Source organism: Crossiella sp. CA-258035 (genome assembly GCF_030064675.1).
GTDB lineage: Bacteria > Actinomycetota > Actinomycetes > Mycobacteriales > Pseudonocardiaceae > Crossiella.
This window is the reverse complement of the sequence record NZ_CP116413.1, coordinates 3,040,882-3,062,080: the sequence shown is the minus strand read 5'-3', so window position 1 is coordinate 3,062,080 and position 21,199 is coordinate 3,040,882. Positions and strand designations below refer to the sequence as shown.

14 protein-coding genes are annotated in these 21,199 nt (G+C 69.2%); 5 read left to right on the top strand and 9 right to left on the bottom strand.

The genetic code is table 11. The annotated features are described in order from the left end of the window. The first annotated feature begins 254 nt into the window (after positions 1-254). The 4 genes from N8J89_RS14070 to N8J89_RS14055 are packed head-to-tail and all read left to right on the top strand — an operon-like array spanning position 255 to position 8,770. Positions 255-1,253 (top strand): PD-(D/E)XK nuclease family protein, encoded by a 999-nt coding sequence (locus N8J89_RS14070; RefSeq protein ID WP_283664791.1) that lies wholly within the window; start codon positions 255-257, stop codon positions 1,251-1,253. Next, positions 1,243-2,346 (top strand): pPIWI_RE_Y domain-containing protein, encoded by a 1,104-nt coding sequence (locus N8J89_RS14065; protein ID WP_283664790.1) that lies wholly within the window; start codon positions 1,243-1,245, stop codon positions 2,344-2,346. The genes N8J89_RS14070 and N8J89_RS14065 overlap by 11 nt, the downstream gene beginning before the upstream one ends. Beyond that, a complete protein-coding gene (locus N8J89_RS14060) occupies positions 2,339-5,890 on the top strand; it encodes a pPIWI_RE_Z domain-containing protein (RefSeq protein WP_283664789.1) in 3,552 nt (1,183 codons plus the stop codon). The genes N8J89_RS14065 and N8J89_RS14060 overlap by 8 nt, the downstream gene beginning before the upstream one ends. A 3-nt stretch (positions 5,891-5,893) precedes the next feature. Beyond that, positions 5,894-8,770 carry a pPIWI_RE module domain-containing protein gene (locus tag N8J89_RS14055; RefSeq protein WP_283664788.1) on the top strand — a complete coding sequence of 959 codons (2,877 nt, stop codon included), beginning with the start codon at positions 5,894-5,896 and terminating at the stop codon, positions 8,768-8,770. A 6-nt stretch (positions 8,771-8,776) separates the two neighbouring features. On the opposite strand, the gene N8J89_RS14050 is transcribed toward N8J89_RS14055, so the two are convergent. Continuing rightward, positions 8,777-11,536 carry an AfsR/SARP family transcriptional regulator gene (locus N8J89_RS14050; protein WP_283664787.1) on the bottom strand — a complete coding sequence of 920 codons (2,760 nt, stop codon included), beginning with the start codon at positions 11,534-11,536 and terminating at the stop codon, positions 8,777-8,779. Between the two features lie 208 nt (positions 11,537-11,744). On the opposite strand from N8J89_RS14050, the gene N8J89_RS14045 reads away from it, so the two are divergent. Next, positions 11,745-12,824 (top strand): hypothetical protein, encoded by a 1,080-nt coding sequence (locus N8J89_RS14045; protein WP_283664786.1) that lies wholly within the window; start codon positions 11,745-11,747, stop codon positions 12,822-12,824. Positions 12,825-13,087: 263 nt separating this feature from the next. On the opposite strand, the gene whiA is transcribed toward N8J89_RS14045, so the two are convergent. From whiA to N8J89_RS14005, 8 genes are all read right to left on the bottom strand, one after another. After that, positions 13,088-14,068 carry a DNA-binding protein WhiA gene (whiA, locus tag N8J89_RS14040; RefSeq protein WP_283664785.1) on the bottom strand — a complete coding sequence of 327 codons (981 nt, stop codon included), beginning with the start codon at positions 14,066-14,068 and terminating at the stop codon, positions 13,088-13,090. Beyond that, complete coding sequence (locus N8J89_RS14035) at positions 14,059-15,060, bottom strand: gluconeogenesis factor YvcK family protein (RefSeq protein ID WP_283666160.1); 1,002 nt, start codon at positions 15,058-15,060, stop codon at positions 14,059-14,061. The genes whiA and N8J89_RS14035 overlap by 10 nt, the downstream gene beginning before the upstream one ends. Before the next feature lie 32 nt (positions 15,061-15,092). Continuing rightward, positions 15,093-15,971 (bottom strand): RNase adapter RapZ, encoded by an 879-nt coding sequence (gene rapZ, locus N8J89_RS14030; protein ID WP_252481643.1) that lies wholly within the window; start codon positions 15,969-15,971, stop codon positions 15,093-15,095. Next, complete coding sequence (gene uvrC / locus N8J89_RS14025) at positions 15,968-17,983, bottom strand: excinuclease ABC subunit UvrC (RefSeq protein ID WP_283664784.1); 2,016 nt, start codon at positions 17,981-17,983, stop codon at positions 15,968-15,970. Before uvrC ends, rapZ begins: the two co-directional genes overlap by 4 nt. A 185-nt stretch (positions 17,984-18,168) precedes the next feature. Next, entirely contained in the window at positions 18,169-18,402 is a 234-nt protein-coding gene (locus N8J89_RS14020) for a hypothetical protein (protein WP_283664783.1), read from the bottom strand. Positions 18,403-18,545: 143 nt separating this feature from the next. Next, positions 18,546-18,962: a Rieske (2Fe-2S) protein gene (locus tag N8J89_RS14015; protein ID WP_283664782.1), complete on the bottom strand. Its 417-nt coding sequence runs from the start codon at positions 18,960-18,962 to the stop codon at positions 18,546-18,548. Positions 18,963-18,994: 32 nt separating this feature from the next. After that, complete coding sequence (locus N8J89_RS14010; RefSeq protein ID WP_283664781.1) at positions 18,995-20,047, bottom strand: tetratricopeptide repeat protein; 1,053 nt, start codon at positions 20,045-20,047, stop codon at positions 18,995-18,997. Between the two features lie 72 nt (positions 20,048-20,119). After that, positions 20,120-21,088, bottom strand: a complete 969-nt coding sequence (locus N8J89_RS14005; RefSeq protein ID WP_283664780.1) for a M28 family metallopeptidase — start codon at positions 21,086-21,088, stop codon at positions 20,120-20,122. Positions 21,089-21,199 lie beyond the last annotated feature (111 nt).

Genomic DNA, 21,199 nt, shown 5'->3' with positions numbered 1-21,199 from the left:
ATACCCCGTGCCCCCTCCCGGTGCGGTCCGCCTGGGTAATCAGGCACCGGCGCGATTCCCCGGACCACCGGGGTGTCCAACGGTATGAGCAGACCTGCTGGGGGCGCCGGTACAAGTCCGCGGACGACTCGGTCCGGGAGATGTGGCTACTGGGTTTCACCACCCCGAGGGAGCGCCCTCCAGACGTCTGCACGGCGGCGGCCAACGTCGCCGCGTTCGGCGGTTCGGAGCCACCCGACCGGGTGCGAGTGGTCATGTTCGGCGCCATGTCACCGGTCGCGGAACAGCTTCTCGAGTGGACCGTCGAGCAGGTCCGCGAACGCGCCCGGGTGGAGGTAGCGCCACGGCTCATCGCGATCGTCGACGGCAGTGAGCGGCGAGCAGGCGGCGGTTGCGCAGAGTGCTCGCTGGTGGCGGGGTGCGACGCGCTTCCCGCCGCTGATCTGCTGCCAGACGTCCCCGCAAGCCGCGGATCCCTGCGCTCGCTTTCCGTCACCGATTTGCGGTACTACCGCACCTGCCCTGCGCGGTACCACCTGCTGAGGCAACTGCGCATCCGTGAGGTCGGAGTGACCGAGAACCAGGCGATCGCGGTGGGCCGGGCCGTCGACACCACCCTGCGGAATCGTCACTCAGGTGGTTCCCCGCTCCATCGGTGTGCGCCTGGCCAGCCACTGGATGACGCAGTGATCGCGCTGCCCGAAGCGAGCCGTCACACAGCGGTCCGCATGCTGGACCAGCACTCCACGCTGTGCCCGTACCCCGACGTCGAGGCGTACCGCGGCGAACCCAGGAACCTCGTGGTCGTCCACGACGAGAGGCTGGGGGTGGTGTTCGTCGGTGCTCCGGATTTCCTGTACCCGCGCTCTGGCGGTTGGGTGTGGCGGGAGACCAAGACCGCAGGGCGCAGGCTGCCGCGCAACCGCCCGTTGCTCCGAGAAGTGCCCCAGCTGGCATTGGCGGTCTTGATGCTGGCATCCGGTGCGTTGGGGCGGGACATCACTCGATCCCGGGTCGAGTTGGAGCAGTTGCGCTCAGATGGGTGTGCTCTGGAGCAGGTGGACCCGGGCAACCCGGCCGTCCTGGCGGAGGCGCGCGAAGTCATCGGTGAGCTGGTGCGCCCCATGCTGACCGACATCGCCTATGAACCGTCCCCTGGACGGGAATGCGCGAGCTGCGAGGCCCGGCGGTGGTGTCCACCCGGTTCACGACACGTGGCCGAGCAGGCAGGAGTTCCGCTCAGTGGCCGATGACAGCGAGGATGAGCGCCTGCTCGGTGTGGTGGCGAGCGCCCTGGTGGCCATCGACGAGATCGCGAACCTCACCACACTCCAGATGCCGTACCCGCCGGTGGTCCAACGAGCGCTGGATCGGATCGCGCTGCACTGCCTGCGCCGACATGCCTCACCCCCCAAATCCGTGCCGGAGCTGGTCCGCTGGGGATACCAGCGCCCGTTGGGAAAGTGGCCATTGAGGCTGCCCTGCGACGTCTACTCTCTGGACGAGTACCTCATCGACCAGGACGCAGGTGTGCCGACGGCCCTCTGCCATGAAGTCGCACTCTGCGCGGAAACCGACAACCCGTTTCGGGAGGCGTCGCGCCAGATGTCGGCGATGGCCGGGCTCGCTGCCGAACGCAACCAAGCGGCAGCGTTCAGCACGATGCGAGGTGTGTTAGCAGCACACCCGGTACTCACCAACAAGCTGTTGAACGAGGTGCGTTTCACCAACAGCCTGGGCACGCTGGACGAGTACCTCGGCGTCTTCTACCGCCCGATCGGTCTCGAGTACCAGCTCGACGGAGCGGTCCACCCCTGCGCGAACTGCGGCACACCGCTGCGGCCGGCCGCCGAGCAATCCTGGTGGTGCGAGCGGGAGGAGTGCCGGTCGGGTCAGGCGGTGTCTCCTGGAAAGGCACTGGACTGGGACGCCGAGATCCTGATCCAGGGCAGCAGAAGGCACCGCCAGTTCGTCTCCGGGCCGGATCGAGCGGCACAGCGCATCGCCAGCGGCCTGGAACTGCCCGGGGTCCGTGTCAGGCTCTGGCCGGTCCACGGGCCTGGCGACCTGTTGGTGGACGTACCCGGTGAACACACCTGGACCGTGATGGTCGTCGACTGGCACAGCCCTGCCCTGCTCGGCAAGGCCATCGCGGCCGCGGTGGACCGGCACGGCACGGACTCCGCGGCCTGGGTCGTCGCCCAGCACCGAACCCGTGCCGATCCCGGCTACCTGGAGATCGTGCGTCGGCACGCCGCCATGGCGGACGGGAAACCGCAGGTGCGCGACGAGGAGGGGTTCACGGCCATGGTGCGCCGCCGCAGCGAGGGGAGCGAGCATGCGTAGCGGTAAGTGGTACTCCGACATCGCCAAAGAGCTCAAGACCACGAGGCTAGGCGTGCCGTTGGAGGTGCTGTGCCCGGTCGAGCTGGGCCTGACCCTGCTGCTCCGGCTCGACGCGGGGCAACCACCAACCTCGGTGTGGGCGTTGCTTGGCGGGTATCCGTTCGCACAGGCCGCAGGCCTGGCCACCAAGCCGGAGCAGGAGTGGATGATCACCTGCGTCCGGCACCGCTTGTGGCCCCTGCGCCGGCGGGAAGCTTGGATCCAGGCGCTTCGGGAGTACCAGGCAGTGGATGCCAGCCACCGCGCCTTCCGGGTCGCCAAAGGTCTCGACTTGTTCGAGTGGACCGGGACGACGACGCTGACCATGCGATTCGACGTCTACGACCGAGCTCTGGAAACGCTGCCCGATTTCGTCGAGCGGCACCTCGCACCCGCGGGCGCAGGCCGTTTCTACTACTTCGACCACGACGAGCGGGTGGAGATCGAGATCCCGGACGACGTCGCGACTCGGCCAGGCGCGTCGGGGCGACACAACCTGACAGCTCGCACCACCACGAATGGCGCCCCCATCGACGTGTCCTGGGCCGCACTGGAAGAGGTCGCCGCGTGGATGGACAGGCAGGCCACGAAAGAAGACGCGCGGACCAACTGGCAGACCAGCATCCGGTCTACCCGGTTGCTGGTCCGTGACGCGCATGGCCACGACTTCACCCACGGCGACCGGCTGCGGCTCGACGGGCTCCTGCACGCGGTCGGTGTGGTCGGAGTGGGCAAGAGCACCCTGATGAAGGTGCTCGCGGTATGGGCGACACGTCGGCCCGAACCACTGCGGATCACTCTGGTGGTGGGTGACGTGGCCGAGCAACTGCGCACGGCGAAAGAACTGCGCGAGTTCCTCCAGGACGACCGCGGATTCCGCACCGCCGACCGCAAGCCTCCGGTGGTGCCGGTGATCGGGTCGTCAACTCGCGAACAGCATGTTGAGGCCCTGCACCGCAGGCTGGCCGCCAACGGGCACCTATTGCTGGCCGGGCACCACGAAGAAGAAGGCTTCGGTGATCTGAGCACCGTCTGCCCGCTGGACGCGCTTCGCGCCACGGAAAGGCCGGTCCGGTTCGCCGACGCACCGTGCGCACGGCTCTACGAAGAGGATGGCCAGTCCGACGGCCGCCGTCCACGTCCCTGGGGCTGTCCGTTGTGGCACGAGTGCCCGCGGCACGGCACCGCCCGGCTCCAGGTCAGCGCGAACGTGTGGATCGCCACGATGGCATCGCTGGTCATGAGCCCGGTACCCGCGGAAGTCAGTGGTGTACGCCTACACCAACTCGAACTGGCCTGCCTGCGCAGCGACATCATCGTCATCGATGAAGCGGACCGGGTGATGATGAACCTGGACAGGATATTCGCACCAACGGCCACGCTCGTCTCGCGAGGCCCTCACTCGTGGCTGGACGCGCTGCACACACACAACATCCGCGAACTCGCCCAGGAAGGTCGCTTGCAGCTGTCCAACCGCAACGTCCGGAACTGGGAAGTCGCTCTGTCCGTGGTCACCAGCGCCACGAACCTGCTCTACTCGATGCTGATCGCGGATGAGGACCTGCGCGAATGGGTGGGGATCGAGTACTTCAACTCCTGGACTCTCCAAAGGGGGATCCTCTCCGAACTGTTCCCGGCGGACGATTCGGCGAAGGTCGGCAAGACCACTCCAGCTCATCATGCCCCACCCGCTCCAACGGATCGCGCCCAGTCACCCCGCGGCAAGGCTGAGGCGGTCTTCGACCAGTTCCGTGACGACCCGTTGGGTGACAACGGTCCCTACGACACCGCCGCCGACCGTTTGACCGCGGCTGCACAGGACCTGTTGCACACGCTGAACCCGCAAGCCGCCGCGAGTCGGCTGTGTGCGGTGCTCGACGAGCTGCGCGCGATCGGGAAGGACACGGAGCATGGCCTGCCGGAGAGCACTCAACCTGTTCTCACGGCCGAGGACGATCCTTTGGTGCGCAAGCTGGAGTTCGCGCTGCTGCTGTCCGTGCTGCACCACCGACTGGACCGGCTGACCTACCTGTGGCCGCAGGTGGAGGACGCGATGCGGCTGGACATCACGGAGAACGAGCTGATCCGCAGGCCGCCACTGGACTACATGCCACTGGTGCCCGAGTCCCCGATGGGCAACGTCCTGGGGTTCCAGTACATCGTCGACGAACAGGACTCCACCGGTGGCGGGGTGACAGGCACGCTGCGCTTCTTCCGATGCACCGGAGTCGGCCGCGAACTGCTGTTCTCCCTACCTTCCCTGGGAGCTGACCCCATCACCGGCCGCGGTGGCCCGCACGTGCTGTTGCTGTCGGGCACCAGCTGGGCCGGGACGTCCAGCAGAGCACACGTCGTCATCCCCGTGGGCGCTGTTCTTCAGCCCTCCGCCGATACCGAGAACCGGTTGCGGGAAACCGTGTTCACCACCCGGTTCTTCCACGACGACAACGGCGAGCCCATCAGCCTTTCCGGACAGCCCCGCAAGGTCAGGCCATCCGTACTGCGAGCCTTGGTGAACAAGCTCGGCAGGCCTGGGCCGAGCCGCATGCCGCCGCTGGAGGAAGAGATCCAGGCGGTCGCGGATCCCAAGCGGCACCGCGCGCTGCTTCTCGTCGGCAACTACCAGGATGCCCAGGCCGTGGCAGATCAGTTGCACGCCATGCCGGAGTGGCGTGATCACGTCAAAGCACTCGTGGCGGACAACGCTGATCTCGCCGAGGCGATCGACGGCGGCACTGAGGATCCAGGCCGAGCTGGGACGTTGCGCCGCGGCGAGGTGGCGAACCTCGCCGACGACGCCATGACCCGGGTCCTGGTCGCGCCCCTGCTCGCCATCGAGCGCGGGCACAACATCCTGAACGAGGACAGCCAGGCGGCGATCGGCGTGGCGCTCTTGCTCACCAGGCCGCACCCAGTACCCACCGACGTGAGCCTCTCGGTGTTCGCGATCAACGACTGGGAAAGCCGATACATCCGTGGGTTGTGTGAACCGGAGGACTCCGAGCCGGGGTCACTGGCCGAACTGGTCTCCACATACGACTCGCTGGACGCTGCGGCCCAGAAGTTCCGCGACCTGGCTCGAAGCCGGTGGGGACGTCTTCTGACCCGCCGTTACGCCTACGCCTCGCTGAAAGAGGACGAGAGGCGGTCCTTCGCGTGGGACCAGCTGGTCGTTCTCTGGCAAGTGATCGGCCGGCTCGTCCGCGGCGGGGTCGCTGCCCGGGTCGTGTTCGTGGACGCGCAGTTCGCCCGCGGGCGAGCCGCAGCCCAGGCGCTCGGGGCCCGGAAGAAGCGCCCGCCACGCGACACCGCCCGGACCAGCTTGCTGCACGCCATCCGGGACGCGCTGCGCCCCTACTTCGACCCGGGACCGGGCGACGAGCAACTCCCTTTGGCGGACCTGCGCCTCGCGGGACTGCTGTACGAGCCGGTCTACCGGGCGCTGTGCGCCATGCTCGACCAAGCCGACCTGGACCACGACTTCACCGAAGCAGGGAAGGGGTGACCTGTGGCTCCGCGCTACACGGAGATACGCCGGGCGGCGTACGAACCTTCCGGGGACTACCGCGGGCTGACCGTCGGCTACCACACGTTGGAGTTCCCGGAACCCGTGGTCCAGCAAGTGCTCGAGCTCTGCAACCTCACCAGAGAAGGCCGGGCCCGCGTGCTGGTGCCGCCAACCCGTCGCTTGGACTACTTGCTCCAGGCCCTGGACCTGCGCCTCGGGGTCCTGCCGCGCTCGGTCGCGGCTCAGGAGGGTTCTCGGGCATGGCTGTACTGCCCGGTGGACGCGCCTGGCGGACCGCTGCCGGTGCCGATCCTGTTGCGAATTCTGGAATTCTGGATCGACGAGCTGCAGCCAGACCCGCATCACGCGGATGCGGTTGCCCAAGTGCACCAGGCACTGCGGCAGCATGCGCCTGTCTGGCGCCGACAGGACGTACCTCTGCTCCAATGCGCTCTCAGCGGTGGCGGTACCGCGCAACCGAGCGGTGTGCAGTACCTGTTGGCCACCCAACACTTCGCCCGGCGCATCCAGGCCCTGGAACCCTACTGCTCGGGTGAGCACGAGCTGCATTTCCGCTCCGTGGCACGCCAAGCCCGCCAGCAGGGGGCAGAGGTGATGTCTCAGCCGCTCCCCCACGATGACAAACACGGCCGCCGCTGGTGGTTCTCGGTGACCGCCACAATCACGTTACAGACGGTGCCGTTCCATCCTCGGCCCAGAGTGCACCTGAGTTTCGGGGTACGCCGGTGGGCGACGCATCCAGATCCGGCAACCGGGTTGCTGCGCCTGGGTTTCCGGCGTGGCAGCGCCGTGTACCTGCGGCCAGTAGCGCCATGGCTCCCCGGAGTCCCCGTCAGCGACCGGTACAGCATTGCCCGCGTAGTACGGCGCGGAGACGGGTACGCGTGGCGAGCCGGGGATCCGGCACAGCTCATGGAGCGGCTTGCGCTGAACAGCCGACCCTTTCCCGACCCCACCAGTCTGCTCAGTGAACCGCAACGATGGTTCGAGGGTCACCGAGGCGTTGACGCACTGGTCGTGCACAACACCCACATGGGTGAGCACGGCGTGGGCACTGGATTCATGCCCCATGAACGATCGCGTTTGGTCAAGTGGGCCGAACGTGCCTTGGCGCCAGAACTGGCCCGGGTCGACGACCTCAGGAGGTCCCCGCTCCTGGCCACCAAACCGGCCAACGCCCGCTTGGGAGGATCCCGCGAACGCACCGCGGCGGCCAAGGCTGAATTGCAACGTGCCCGCCGTCTGTCGCTGGCCGCGCTCTACGCGGAGTGGTCCGGCACGCCGGAGTTCACCACTCGGCTGTTGTGGCGTTCCGAACCCACTCGTGACGCTGTACTGGCCGCGCTTGCCACTGTGCTCGGCTTGACCGGGGACGGTGGTGCGGGCCAGGTAACTCAGCAGGCCCACGACCGCAGCGGCCGCGGGCACCCCGTGGTGCTTCGGTGGCAGTCACCGGAGCTGGTGGTGACGCTCAACTGTCTGCGCATGGACAACGGATTGGCGGACAGCCTGGGGGTGGCCTTCGAGCCGGCCACGGGCCGGGCCGACCGGGCGGCCCGAGCTGTCCGGAAGCGCCGTGCGGACATGGCCGAGTTCCTGGCCAAGGATGGCGCGAACGCGGCGGTGCCGTCGGTCGCGATCGTGGAGATCCCGGGAAGGACCGCGTTCCGCGGTCCGAACGACCCCAAGTTCGCGTTGCGGTTGGGCTCCTCGGACAGCGGAGCCGTCACGCAGTTCATCGTCTCGCCCTCCTCAACCCGCGCAGTGAACTCGCTGCCGGAGGCAGCCGAGTCCTCCTGGCTCGACGCGATCCGCCAACTGGGCGCCACGGTTGTCCCGCTCACCGACATCCCTGCCGGAGCGCCTGCACAGACCCAGTACCTCGCGATTTGGATGGCGACGAAAGCCCGCGGCAGCACCGCGCACTCGGCCAAAGGGAAGTTCCCGGTTGCCGTGCTGGTGCGTCCCGGACTCGATGGGCCAGGCGCGGTGCTCGGCTGGGACGCTGACGCGCTCGCCGGACTGGGGACGTGGACGGACTACCCGCGCTACCTGACCCGGCTACCCGCCCTCGCGGCGATCTCCGACCACGACCTGGCGGACGTGGGCGAACAGGACGCGCCGTGGTTCGACTGGTCGAGATCTTTGGATGAACAACGGTCCGCGACCGAGGAGTTCCTGCACCGAGTGCTGTCCTCAGACCATGTACGTGGGAGACCCACCGTCCTCATGGTCGACGCGCAGAACATCAGGTTCCTGTGGACGTGGGTGCAGGACGGTCAAGTGGAACGGGACCTCATCCGTACCGGCCTGGCACCCGCAGGCCGCCCGAATCCCTGGCTGCGGCTGGTGCGGGTACGGACCGGGGACCAGCGGGAGACACCACAGTGGTGGGGGCTTGCCAGCGAGGACGGGGTGAACGGCCTGCCGAGCAACCTGTGGGCTGTCAGCGGACTGGAGGACAACAGGGTCTTCTACAGCACCACGCCGAAGGCCTCCACCGCCCAGCACTCTGCGGTGGAGGCGCACAAGCTGCAGCGGCGGCAGCTGCGCCGGGGTGAGCGCGCGGGTGAGTGGACCATCGACGTCGACCAGCCGGCGTGGAACCCCGACCTGCTAGAGATCGCGGTACTGAGCTGCCACCCCAGTGAGGGCGACGATCCGCACGCGCTGGCGATGGCCGTCCACCAGCTGCGCCAAGCTCCGGACTACCGCAACGCGCTCCGCAGACCGCTGCCCTTGCACCTGGCCCGGAAAGCACAGGAGTACATCCTGCCGATGCGGAAGGCGGACGAGGAGGACGCGCCAGACCCCGATTCACCGAATGACCTCGCGGCGGAGTTCCCTACGAGTTGAAGCGCCTCAGCCACCACTTCCGGCCAGTTCCACGAGCCGGTTCTCCACAGCTTTGCGGATCGATCTGTCCTCGGCACTCAACTCGTTCGCGGAACCTCGTCGCCGGTAGATGGCCAAGCAGCTCAGCAGTGCGTCCCTTTCCTCCTCAATACGCCCCGCCGCTCGATACACGTGGGCCAGGCCGCTGAGCACCCGCGCCTCGTTGACCGGCGAGTTGGATTCGACATAGCAGGCTCGTGCCGCCTCGCCGTGAGCGATGGCCTCGGTGTCCTGCTCCACCCGCAGATAACAGCTCATCAGGACGCGATGCAGGGCACCCTGGTTGTACGGGGTGCTGGCACGTGCCATCACCGCAACGGCGAACTCCTCCCGCTCGAGCGCGCGTTCCGGTTCTCCCAGTTGGAGGTGGCAGTGGATCTCGGTGGGAAGGGTGGCCGCCAGGCCGCGCTCGTCCTTGAGATTCTCGTAGAGGTCTCCGGCGATCATCATGTGCCGACGTGCCGTCTCCCACTGCCCCTTGTCCTCCTGGAGGACCCCCATCTGCTGGTGCCCGTTGGCCACTTCCAGCGGATCGCCGATGCTGCTGGCGAGGGCGATCGAGGTAGTCAGGTTGTGCTCTGCCGCACCGCTCTTACCGAGTTTTCGCTGGATGTTGCCCAGCACCCGGTGGCATACGGCTTGGTAACGGACTCGCTCCCGCTCGTCCAGCTCATCTTTGGGGATCTCGTACGCCGAGGCCAGCAGGCGCTCCGCGGTGAGCCACGGACCGTTGCGGGTGTGGTAACAGCACAACGCGAGTGGCAACCGCCACCGGTAAGCTGTGAAGGTCTGGAAATCCGGGGAGTCGAGCACCGCGAGCAGTGTGGCGTGCTCGCGTTCGAACCAACGGCTCCCCTCGGCGTCGTCCGCCGGCTCGGGAAGCGGCGCGCCCTCATCGGCACAGAGGTCATCAGGGAGTTCCCGGCCCGAACGGAGCGCCCGATCGCATTGCTGCGCGGACGCCAGCAACCACCCCAGCAGCCGCTTCCGCACCTCGGCCACGGCCAGGTCTCCACGTTCCGCCGTAGCGCGCTTCAAAGCGAACGCCCGGACGAAGTCGTGAACGCGGTAACGGTTGTCCGGCAGCGAGTCCAGCAGATTGCCACGCTGGAGTTCATCAATGGCTTCGTCCGCCGTGTGCTCGGGGAGCCCGGAAAGGAAGCCGACAACATCCCAGGCGATGGTCGGACCGGGATGGATCGCGATGACTTGCAGCACCCATGCTGCCTCGGGCGAGAGCAGCTCGTAGGAAAACTTCAGTGAATCATGCAACTTGGCCTCCCCGTCGGGTTTCGCACCCAGCAACGCATGTGGCGAACCCAGTCTGGCCAACACCCGCTCGAACGTGGGGTCCTTGTTCAGGTGCGCCTGTGCAGCGACGAGCTTGACTGCCAGCGGGAATCCCCCGCAAACCGCCATCAAGTTTCGGACCGCGAAGGGGTTGGTCCGGGCCCAAGCTACACCGACTGAATCCCGCAGCACGGCCAGGCAGGCATCAACTGTGAGCGGCCGTAGTGGCAACGTCCGACCACGCGCGACGGCCGGAGCGGTAACGGCCGCCCGCGTTGTGATGACGGTGCGGCTGCGCTCTCCCGCCGCCACCAAGTCCGCAGCATGCTGGTGATCACGGGCGTTGTCGATGACGACCAGCACGGCGCGGGTGTTCACCAACGTCCGGTACGCGGCCAGCACATCACCGTGCCCCCAGTTGGTTCGCATTGGGTCGAGAGCATTGACGAACCCGGTCAGCACGGCCGCCGGCTCTGTCGGCCCGACTGGGGAGTAGCCCTGCAGGTCCACGAAAAGGACCCCGTCCGGAAAGTGGTCAAGCGCAGAGTGCGCCCATTGCACCGCCAGTTCAGTTTTGCCCAGACCACCTAGACCGCTGATGGAGACGACCTGAACTCCGCTGTCGGGGACGATCAACTCGCCCAGCACAGCGAGTTCGGCACCGCGTCCACGCAAGTCCGCTCGGATGGGCGGCAGCTGGTATGGCTGCCCTGCCGGTCTCGTCTTGGCCACCCGCCGCGCCTGGCTGATGAACGCCTTGGCCTTCCTCCGCAGCCCGGTGAATGGCGAACCCAACTGCCTGCGCTCGTCTTCCACCTTACGCAGGTCGTCCATGATCGCCTGTGCCTGGCCGCACTGGGACCACAGATCCCACAGTACTTCCCGGGTCTCGTCATCGTCCGCAAACAGCTTGCTGGCGCGCTCCGCGTGCACGATGGCCGGTTCCGCTCCTTTCTGCGCAGCGCAGAGCCTGATCAAATCCAGGAACACCCGGCGTCCAGCGGCCCGCAGCCCCCCTATCTCTCTTTCCACCAATCGCGGATCCAGGCCGGCCAATGGAGGACCTTGCCACAGCTCCGTCGCCGCGAGGAGGAACCGGAGTTTCTGGTCTGCTGACGTGCTTCTCGCTTCGGCCACCAGCGCGTTGAAGCGCCAGAGGTCGACCTGTTCCCGGCCAAGTGCAAGTCGCAGAATGGAATTCTGATTCTTCTTCACCAGGTCGAATCCCGCGCGACGCCGCAGCATCGTCCCGTAGCCGCGCACGGTCGTCCTGGACGCGTCGAACCGTGCGGCCAAGTCGTCAGAGTCAACCTGTCCATCCAGAACCGCCGCAATCGCGAGGACGGTGGACAGACGTGGCTCCAGCGGCACCGGCTTGCCGTTCACCACGAGTCGCACGGTACCGAGCACCTGCAGTTCGATCGCCTGTTCGCTCATCGCAATCAAGTGAACCAGACCACGCCCCGTTGGGATTCCCACCCTGGCTCCCAACACTTTCCCAACACCTTCTCCAACACCTGCTTGCGACGCTGTTCTCATCCGAGCCAGCCCCAGGAGGGAAAGCGACATGGGATTGCGGAATCCACGTCACCTGACGCCGTGGTGGGCAACCGCGAGCGGCGTGCAGACGTGTGGGACGCGCCGGGTGGTACTGGTCGTCGTGCACAGCGTCGGTGCAGGGGAACGGATGCTCGCGGCCGCCAACGCCGTCGAGGGAGTGCCCGGGGTCCAGGTCGTGTTCACGCAGCCTCCGGGCCCGTCGGATGACCGGGTTGCGGATTTCCTCACCGCTGCTGACGCACTCATCACCCCGTGGGAACGCGCGGCGCACGAACGGTTCGACCTGGTGATTGCTGCCAGTCCGACCGGCGTCGGCAGGTTGCAGGGAGCGCTGCTGCTGTTGCCCGAAGTGTCCACCGACGGCGAGGTCGTCGACCACAACGGCCGGCGATGCCTGCCCTCCCTCAGCGGCCTGTTCCGCCAACGGGTGGAGCACCCCGATGCGATGGTCATCGGTCTGCCGCACAGCACCGCGGTGGCCTCGCTTCAATCCACCTCGCCGGAGATCGGGCGCCACGCCACCGTCGTGGGCGATCCCGTGTACGACCACCTGCTCGACGCCCTCAGCCACCGGAACGCTCATCGGGACCGACTCGGGGTCCAGCAAGACCAGCGATTGGGTCTCGTGGTGTCGACCCGAGGACCAGAGTCACTGCTCGGCCGGTCACCAGCGTTGCTCGGGCGAATCGCCACCGACTTGCCCGCATCGGGAGACCGGTTGATATGCCACCTGCACCCGGACGTGTGGGTGCGGCACGGCAGACGCCAGGTACTTGCCTGGGCCGGGCCCGCGGCACGGTCCCACGTGCGGTTCCTGCGCCTCGGGCAAGGGTGGCAGGTTCCGGTTGCGGCGGCGGACTACGTCATCGGCGATCACGGCCTGCTCACCGCGTACGCCGCGGCCGCCGGGAAACCCGTGTACTTGGCCAACCCGCTGCCGAACACCGCGCCCTGCTCGCTGGGAGAGGCAGTCGCCCGATACGGCACGCCCCTGGATCCGGCTGTGCCGCTGGGTACTCAGATCAACTGGACGGCTCGCCCCAGCTCCCCCGTGGCCCAGCTTGTCACCTCCGCCCCGAGCAGGTCCGCAGACCTGCTACGCGCGGGGTGCCTCCGCCTGCTGCGGATCACTGACTCGGCCCGACAAGCAGTGGCCGACACCTGAGAAAAAGGAGAACACGATATGTCCACCACCCAGATCATCTCCTGCGTCGAAGTTGGCGGAGGCGGCGGAACCGGCGACCGCGCCTAGCCAACAAAAGAGGGGAAGATGCTGGGCCCGGCCGCAACTTCCGGCCGGGCCCAGCACACCGCTACCCGAGCTGGCCTATCAGGTCAGAGCGGTTACCCCTGCCTGAACAAACCTCCCGACCTGGCTCGCGGTACCCGCGGGCTCGGTATGCCGGGCGGGGACAGCGAACGGACCGTTCAGGCGTCCAGCATGTCCGCGGTGACCGCGCTCTCGGTGTCGCCGACGCCGAGCTCGCGGGCCTTCTTGTCCGCCATGGCCAGCAGACGCCTTATCCGGCCCGCCACCGCGTCCTTGGTCATCGGCGGTTCGGCCAGCTGACCGAGCTCCTCCAGGGAGGCCTGCCGGTGGGCCAGGCGGAGCTGGCCCGCGGCGACCAGGTGGTCGGGGACCTCGTTGCCGAGGATGTCCAGGGCTCGTTCGACCCTGGCGGCGGCGGCGACCGCGGCGCGGGCGGAGCGGCGCAGGTTGGCGTCGTCGAAGTTGGCCAGGCGGTTGGCGGTGGCCCGCACCTCGCGGCGCATCCGGCGTTCTTCCCAGGCCAGCACGCTGGAGTGGGCGCCGAGCCTGGTCAGCAGCGCGCCGATGGCGTCGCCGTCGCGGACCACGACCCGGTCGGCGCCGCGGACCTCACGGGACTTGGCCTGGATGCCCAGGCGGCGGGCCGCGCCGACCAGCGCGAGGGCCGCCTCGGGGCCGGGGCAGGTGACCTCCAGGGCGGAGGAGCGGCCCGGTTCGGTGAGTGAGCCGTGCGCGAGGAAGGCGCCGCGCCAGGCGGCTTCGGAGTCGCAGGTGCCGCCGCTGACCACGTGCGCGGGCAGGCCGCGCACCGGGCGGCCCCTGGGGTCGATCAGGCCGGTCTGGCGGGCCAGCCCGTCGCCGTCCTTGACCACCCTGACCACGTACCGGGTGCCCTTGCGCAGGCCGCCGGAGGTGATCACGTGCACGTCGCTGATGTGGCCGAACAGCTCCTGGATCTCCTTGCGCAGCCTGCGCGCGGCCGAGCCGGTGTCGATCTCGGCCTCCACCACCACGCGCCCTGCCACGATGTGCAGGCCGCCGGCGAAGCGCAGCAGCGAGGACACCTCGGCGCGGCGGCAGCAGGTCTTGGTGACGGTGAGACGGCTCAGCTCGTCCTTGACCGAGGCGGTCATCGCCATGGCCGGCCCTCCTTCTCTTCGCCGGGAGCCGGCCTGCCCGGACCGGGGATCTCGGCTAGTGCTTCCTGCAGACTCACCGCGAGCGCCGCCGGGTCGTGCCGGTCCGGGCTGGCGTGGTGACAGATCTTGCGCAGCGTGGTGACCGCGCCGAGGGCGGCCGCGGCCCGGCGCAGGCGGTCGGGGGTGGACACCGAGTCGGTATCGGCCACCACCGCGTCCACCCTGAGCCTGGGCGCGTGCTCGGCGAGCACATGGAGGTGCTGTTCCGGGGAGAAGCCCTCGGTCTCCCCCGGCTGCGGGACCAGGTTGAGCACGACCACCTTGCGCGCCCTGGTGTGCACCAGCGCCTCGTGCAGCTCCGGGACCAGCAGGTGCGGCAGCACGCTGGTGAACCAGGAGCCGGGGCCGAGCAGCACGACGTCGGCGGCCTCGACCGCCGCGACCGCCTCCTCGCAGGCCCGGGGCGCCTCGTCGCCGGGCGCCGCGCCCTGCAGGCGGACCCGCTGCACCCGGCCGGGTGTGCTGGCCACCGCGACCTGGCCGCGGATCCGGCGCACCGACCTGGGGTCCTCGTCGAGACCGACCACGTCGGCCTCGATGTCCAGTGGCACCCGGCACATCGGCAGCACCCGTCCACGCACTCCCAACAGTTTGCGCACCTCGTCCAGCACCGCCACCGGATCGCCGAGCACCTCGAGGAGCCCGGCCAGCACGAGGTTGCCCACCGCGTGCCCGGCCAGCGCGCCCGAACCGCCGAAGCGGTGCTGGAACACGTCCGTCCACAGTAGACGATCTTCGTCCTGGTCCGCCAACGCGGTCAGCGCCTTGCGCAGATCGCCCGGCGGCAGCAGCCCGAGCTCGCGGCGCAGCCGCCCCGAGGAGCCGCCGTCGTCGGCCACCGTGACCACGGCGGTGACGTCGTCGGTGAGCCGCCGCAGCGCGGACAGCGTGGCCTGCAGGCCGTGGCCGCCGCCCAGCGCGACGGCGCGGATCGGCCTGCCTGGCTCGTCGTCGGGTGCCGGCGTCACTCCCGCCCCAGGTCCCGGTGCACGACCTTGACCGCCATGCCGTCCTCCTTGGCCAGCAGCCCGGCCAGCTGTTCGGAGATCGCCACACTGCGGTGCTTGCCACCGGTGCAGCCGATCGCCAGGGTCAGGTACCGCTTGCCCTCGCGTCGGTAGCCGGCGCCGATGAGCCGCAGCAGCTCGTGGTAGCGCTCCAGGAACTCCTCCGCGCCCTCCTGGGAGAGCACGTAGTTGCGCACCGCCTCGTCCAGGCCGGTGAAGTCGCGCAGTTCCGGGATCCAGAACGGGTTGGGCAGGAACCGCACGTCCATCACCAGGTCGGCGTCCATCGGCAGGCCGTACTTGTAGCCGAAGGAGAGCACGGTGACCCTGGTGCTGGCCGAGGTCTCGCTGCCGAAGGCGTCCTCGATCTTGGCGCGCAGCTGGTGCACGGACAGCGCGGAGGTGTCCAGCACCAGGTCGGCCTCCTCCCGCAACGGAGTCAGCAGCCTACGCTCGTTGGCGATGCCGTCGGCCAGCCGCCCGTCGCCCTGCAGCGGGTGGCCGCGGCGGACGTGCTCGAAGCGGCGGATCAGCACCGCGTCGGTGGCCTCCAGGAACAGCACCTTGGGCTTGTAGCCGCGCGCGTCCAGGTCCTTGATCACCGCGGCCAGGTCGTCGGTGAAGGCGCGGCTGCGCACGTCCATCACCACCGCGACCCTGGAGATGACGCCCTGGGCCTGCGCGCCCAGCTCGACCATGGTGGCGACCAGTTCGGGCGGCAGGTTGTCCACCACGAACCAGCCCAGGTCCTCCAGGCACTTGGCGGCGGTGCTGCGGCCGGCTCCGGACAGGCCGGTCACCACCGCCACCTCGACGCCGGACTTCTCCTCGGTCACCCGTCCTCCTGCTGTCGCGGGACTTGCTTGTCGTCCTTGTTCTGCAACGCCACCAGCACCGCCAGTGCCGTCTGCCGCCCGACCCCGGGCACCTCGGTGAGCTGCTCGACGCTGGCCGCGCGGAGCTTGCGCACCGAGCCGAAGTGCTTGAGCAGCGCGGTCTTGCGGGACTCGCCCAGGCCCGGCACGTCGTCCAGCGCCGAGGTGGTCATCCGCTTGGACCGCTTCTGCCGGTGGTAGCGGATGGCGAAGTCGTGAGCCTTGTCCCGAACCTCCTGCAGCAGGTACATCGCCGCGCTGTTGCGGGCCAGGATCACCGGATCGGGGTCGGCCGGCAGCCAGATCTCCTCCAGCCGCTTGGCGATGCCGATGACCGCCACGTCCTGCACACCGAGCTCGGCGAGCACGTCGGCGGCGGCGTTGACCTGGGGCGCGCCACCGTCGATGACGAGCAGGTTGGGCGGGTAGGCGAACCGCCTGGGGCGGCCGGTGGCCGGGTCGATGCCGGGCCTGGCCTCGGCTTCGGCCGCCTCGACCTCGCCAGAGACCGGGGCGGTCCGGGCGATCTCCTCGACGTCGGCGCGGTGCCGGGCGAAGCGGCGGCGCACCACCTCGGCGATGGAGCCGACGTCGCCGCCCACGTCACCGGTGCCGGCCTCGCCGCGGATGGCGAAGTGCCGGAACTCGGACTTGCGCGGCAGCCCGTCCTCGAAGACCACCAGTGAGGCGACCACGTCAGTGCCCTGGATGTGGCTGACGTCCACGCACTCGATCCGCAGCGGCGCGGTGTCCAGCGCCAGCGCGTCCTGGAGTTCTTGCAGGGCAAGGGATCGCGCGGTGAGGTCGCCGGAGCGGCGCAGCTTGAACTGGGTGAACGCCTCGGCGGCGTTGCGGGCCACGGTCTCGGCCAGCGCGCGCTTGTCCCCGCGCTGCGGCACCCGCAGCTGCACCCGGGAGCCGCGCAGCTTGGACAGCCACTCGGTGACGGCCTCGGCCTCCGGCGGCAGCTCGGGCACCAGCACCTCGCGCGGCACCGCCTCTCCCCCACCGCCGTCGGCCTGTCCGCCGAGCTCGTTCTGCTCGCCGTAGAACTGGGTGAGGAACTGCTCGACCAGGCCGGGGGTGTCGACCTCCTCGACCTTGTCGATCACCCAGCCGCGCTGGCCGCGGACCCGCCCGCCACGCACGTGGAAGACCTGCACCGCGGCGGCCAGCTCGTCCTGGGCGAAGGCGATCACGTCCGCGTCGGTGCCGTCGCCGAGCACCACGGCCTGCTTCTCCATGGCCCGGCGCAACGCGTCCAGGTCATCGCGCAGCCGGGCGGCCTTCTCGAACTCCAGCTCCTCGGCCGCGGCCTGCATCTGTTTCTCCAGGCGGCGCATCATGGTGTCGGTGCGGCCGGAGAAGAAGTCGCAGAAGTCCTCGACGATGTCCCGGTGCTCCTCGGCGCTGACCTTGCCGACGCAGGGCGCGGAGCACTTGTCGATGTAGCCGAGCAGGCAGGGCCGGCCGATCTGGCTGTGCCGCTTGAACAGCCCGCCGGTGCAGGTGCGCGCGGGGAAGACCCGCAGCAGCAGGTCGATGGTCTCGCGCAGCGCCCAGGCGTGGGAGTACGGGCCGAAGTAGCGCACGCCCTTGCGCCGCGGGCCGCGGTAGACGTGCAGCCGGGGGAACTCCTCGCCGACGGTGACCGCGAGCATCGGGTAGGACTTGTCATCGCGGTAGCGGACGTTGAACCGGGGGTCGAACTCCTTGATCCAGGAGTACTCCAGCTGCAGCGCCTCCACCTCGGAGGACACCACGGTCCACTCCACCGAGGCGGCGGTGGTGACCATCTGCCGGGTGCGCGGGTGCAACCCGGAGAGGTCGGCGAAGTAGGAGTTGAGCCGACTGCGCAGGCTCTTGGCCTTGCCGACGTAGATGACCCGCCCGGTGCCGTCGCGGAACTTGTACACGCCGAAGGAGTCCGGGATGGTCCCTGGCGCTGGGCGGTAGGTGGACGGATCGGGCACGCGGTAAGCCTACGGCGAGTCACCGACACCGGATTGCCAGGTCTGGCTAGCGGCTCGTGCCGGAAAGTTGACCGGCCAGGGGCAGGCGGTCCAGGACGTCACCTCGGTGCTCGGGGTCAGCTCCGACTACGTGCGCGATGTGGTCCACGCGTTCAGGGGAGACGATCCGCGAACGGCTCTGCTGATCAACGGGGGCTGCTGGCCGCCTGGTCCGACATCTCGCGCCACGGCTTCGAGAGCGCTTCGGCACATGCCTCGGCATCAACTCGTCTGGCCACGTAGTTGTCACGTGCGTCGATGTTGATGTGCAGCGGCGGATCGTCGGCGGCGGGTTCGCGAGCCCACTGAGTCGCGTCGAAGCGGGCCGCCAGCCACTGCGCCTCGGCTGTGCTCAGTATCGTGTCCGCCACTACGGCCACGCCGGGCAGGAGCCATCGGCCCAGGTGCGTTGCCCGCCGCACGGCTGGGTCTGCGGGCGTCAGGCACGTTCGGCAACGGATCCCCCCGGATCGTGGTCCGCGACTGGTTGGCGCGGTCAGCGGCTAGTGGCTCATTCCACGGGCTAGATCAGGATGATCCGCTCCCCGTCGACCTTCACCGGGATCTGGGTGAGCCCCGCTTTCGACGGCCCCTTGCGGAGTTCACCGGTCTCGCCGTCGAAGGCGCTGCCGTGGGTCGGGCAGTCGATCACGCCGCCGACCGGTGGGCTGATCAGGTTGCCCTTGTGCGGGCAGCGCGGGTCGAAGGCGCGCACCGCGCCGTCCTTGGCCCGCACGATGAGCAGGATGCCGTTGCCCTCGGTCTCCACCAGCGCGCCGCCGACCGAGGGCAGCGCGGACAGGCGGGCCAGCTCGGCGCCGGGTTTGGCGGTGCCGGTGCCGCCGGTGCGCGGGGGCTTGCCGTCGCCGCAGGCGGCCGCGGAACCGGCCAGGGCGAGTAGTCCGCACAGGACCGTTCGGCGGGGTAACGGCGTCGACATGCCGCACATCCTAAGAAACCTGCGAAAGGTGTCTAGTCCTCAAAACGGTCAACCCGGGCACGGACCTCGGGAGCGCAGCCGCGTTCGGCGGCGGCGCGGCGGGCGGCGTCCCGGTCGCCCTCCCAGAGCAGGATCTCCACCAACGCGGTGTTGCGGGTCAGCTCGTCCTCGCCGGGCTGGCGCAGCCATCTGAGCACACGTTGGCGTTCCCGTTCCCAGGACTTGTCGTGGTCGGCGACCGCGCGCAGGCGCAGGAAGGCGTCCAGGCCGGGGCGGGCGCGGAAGGCGGTGCGGCGCAGTTCGACCGCGCGGTCCAGCCTGCCCAGCCGGACGCACTGGTCCACCGCGAGGTCGACCAGCCTGGGCACCGCGCCGGTGCCCTTGGCCGCGACCAGGCCGCGTTCCACCCAGGCCAGGGCCTGTTCGCTGCGGCCGGCTTCCTCCAGCACGGAGGCGATGCGCAGGTACTGCCAGGCGGTGGACAGGTCGGTGGCCAGGATCTGCACGGTGAGGTCGGGGTCGCCGGTGTGCGCGGCCAGCTCCTCCACCAGCTTGGTGACCGCGGCGCGGTGCCGGTCGTAGCGGCCGGGCTGGCCGAAGCGGATGGTGGGCAGGCCGCGGCAGGCGGACTCCGCGCCCTGCCGGTAGTAGGCGAGCCCGGCGCTGCCCAGGGCCTCGGTGTACTCGGCGAGCCGGACCTCGGGGCCATCGGGGTGGGTGAGCTGGAGCCGGATCAGCCAACCGGCCAGCCGGTAGGGGTCGGGGCGGACCAGGCGGCAGGCGGTGGCGTGCGCGGCCAGCGCCCGCTGGGCCAGGTCGGCCAGCTCGTCCCACTGGCCGGTGACCTGGTGCGCGGCCCCGGCGAGCACGTCGACGACCTGTTCGGCGAACTGCACGGCCTCCTGGGCGCGGCCGTCGGAGACGAGGTCGTGCAGGGACTGGACCACCTGGTGCAGCCGTTGCCAGTGCGCGGTGTCGTCGTGGTGGCTGGGCGGGGACAGCGAGCCGTGCAGTGCGCCGCGCAAAGCAGCGACATCGTGGAACTCGTCCCCTGCCCGGCCCGCCACGAACAGATGAAACCGCACGCACCGAGACCGGCGCGCGGGCTGACCCCGTTCAGCGCAGCGGATACCACCAGGTGGTCCAGCGGGTTGCGGCTAGGCGGCCGAACGCAGCGCGGCCGGCGCGGTCAGGCTCCACACCGCGTGCGCGATCGCGTTGGTGTTGCGGGTCAGCGCGGTGGCGTTGACGTTGTTCACCCCGTCGCAGGAGCGGTGGTAGCAGGGGTCGAACGCCTGACCGGCGGTGCCGCCCCACTTCTGCGCCTGCGCCGCGGTCTTGCGGCCCTCGGCGCCGGTGAAGGTGCCGCCGGTGGCGATGCCCGCCCTGGCGAAGGCGGCGTGGTCGGAGCGGCCGCCGACGCTGGTCTGCTCGGTCTGCACACCGGCGCCGCGGAAGTAGTTCTCCAGCAGGGTGGTCAGCGCCGCCGAACCGGTGGGCTGGCCCGCGCTGCTGTAGACGAAGTAGCCGGGGTTGGGCGAGCCGATCATGTCGAAGTTGAGGTACGCCTTGATCTGGGCCTTCTGCGCCGCGGACAGGCTGGCCACCCAGCGGGTGGAGCCGATCAGGCCCAGCTCCTCCGCGCCCCACCAGCCGAAGCGCAGGTGCTTGGTGGTCTTGAGCTGCTGCCGGGCCGCGGTCAGCGCGACCTCCAGCAGGCCGGCCGAGCCGGTGCCGTTGTCGTTGATGCCCGCGCCCGCGCTGACGCTGTCCAGGTGGCCGCCGAACATGATGGTGTTGTTCTCATCGCCGCCGGGCCAGTCGGCGATCAGGTTGTAGCCGGTGGCGCCGCTCTGGGTGAAGGTGTGGATGGTGGTGCGGTAACCGGCGGCGTCCAGCTTGGCCTTGATGTAGTCCACCGAGGCCTTGTAGCCGGGGCGGCCGTGCGCCCGGTTGCCGCCGTTGGCCGCGGCGATCCTGCCCAGCTCGGTGAGGTGCGCCTGGATGCTCGCGGTGGGAATGGTCGGCGGCGCGGTGGGCGCGGCCGCGGTCGCGGTGCCGGCGATGCCGCTGACGACCAGTGCGGCGGTGGCCGTCACCGAGCCGAGAACGAGTCGGAGTTTCACGCAGACCTCCCGATCAGGCTGATCGCGCAGGGTTGCGATCAGCGTCACGGTGAGTCTCGAACGGGGGTGACCGTGGGCGGTACCCGACTTTTGTCGGAAACAGTTAGCGGT

Excerpts from the sequence above, each read along its gene's own strand:
- N8J89_RS14015 (WP_283664782.1), bottom strand. The coding sequence starts at position 18,962 with ATGTCGACGCCGTTACCCCGCCGAACGGTCCTGTGCGGACTACTCGCC.
- N8J89_RS14070 (WP_283664791.1), top strand. The coding sequence starts at position 255 with ATGTTCGGCGCCATGTCACCGGTCGCGGAACAGCTTCTCGAGTGGACC.
- N8J89_RS14060 (WP_283664789.1), top strand. The coding sequence starts at position 2,339 with ATGCGTAGCGGTAAGTGGTACTCCGACATCGCCAAAGAGCTCAAGACC.
- whiA (WP_283664785.1), bottom strand. The coding sequence starts at position 14,068 with ATGGCGATGACCGCCTCGGTCAAGGACGAGCTGAGCCGTCTCACCGTC.
- N8J89_RS14050 (WP_283664787.1), bottom strand. The coding sequence starts at position 11,536 with ATGAGCGAACAGGCGATCGAACTGCAGGTGCTCGGTACCGTGCGACTC.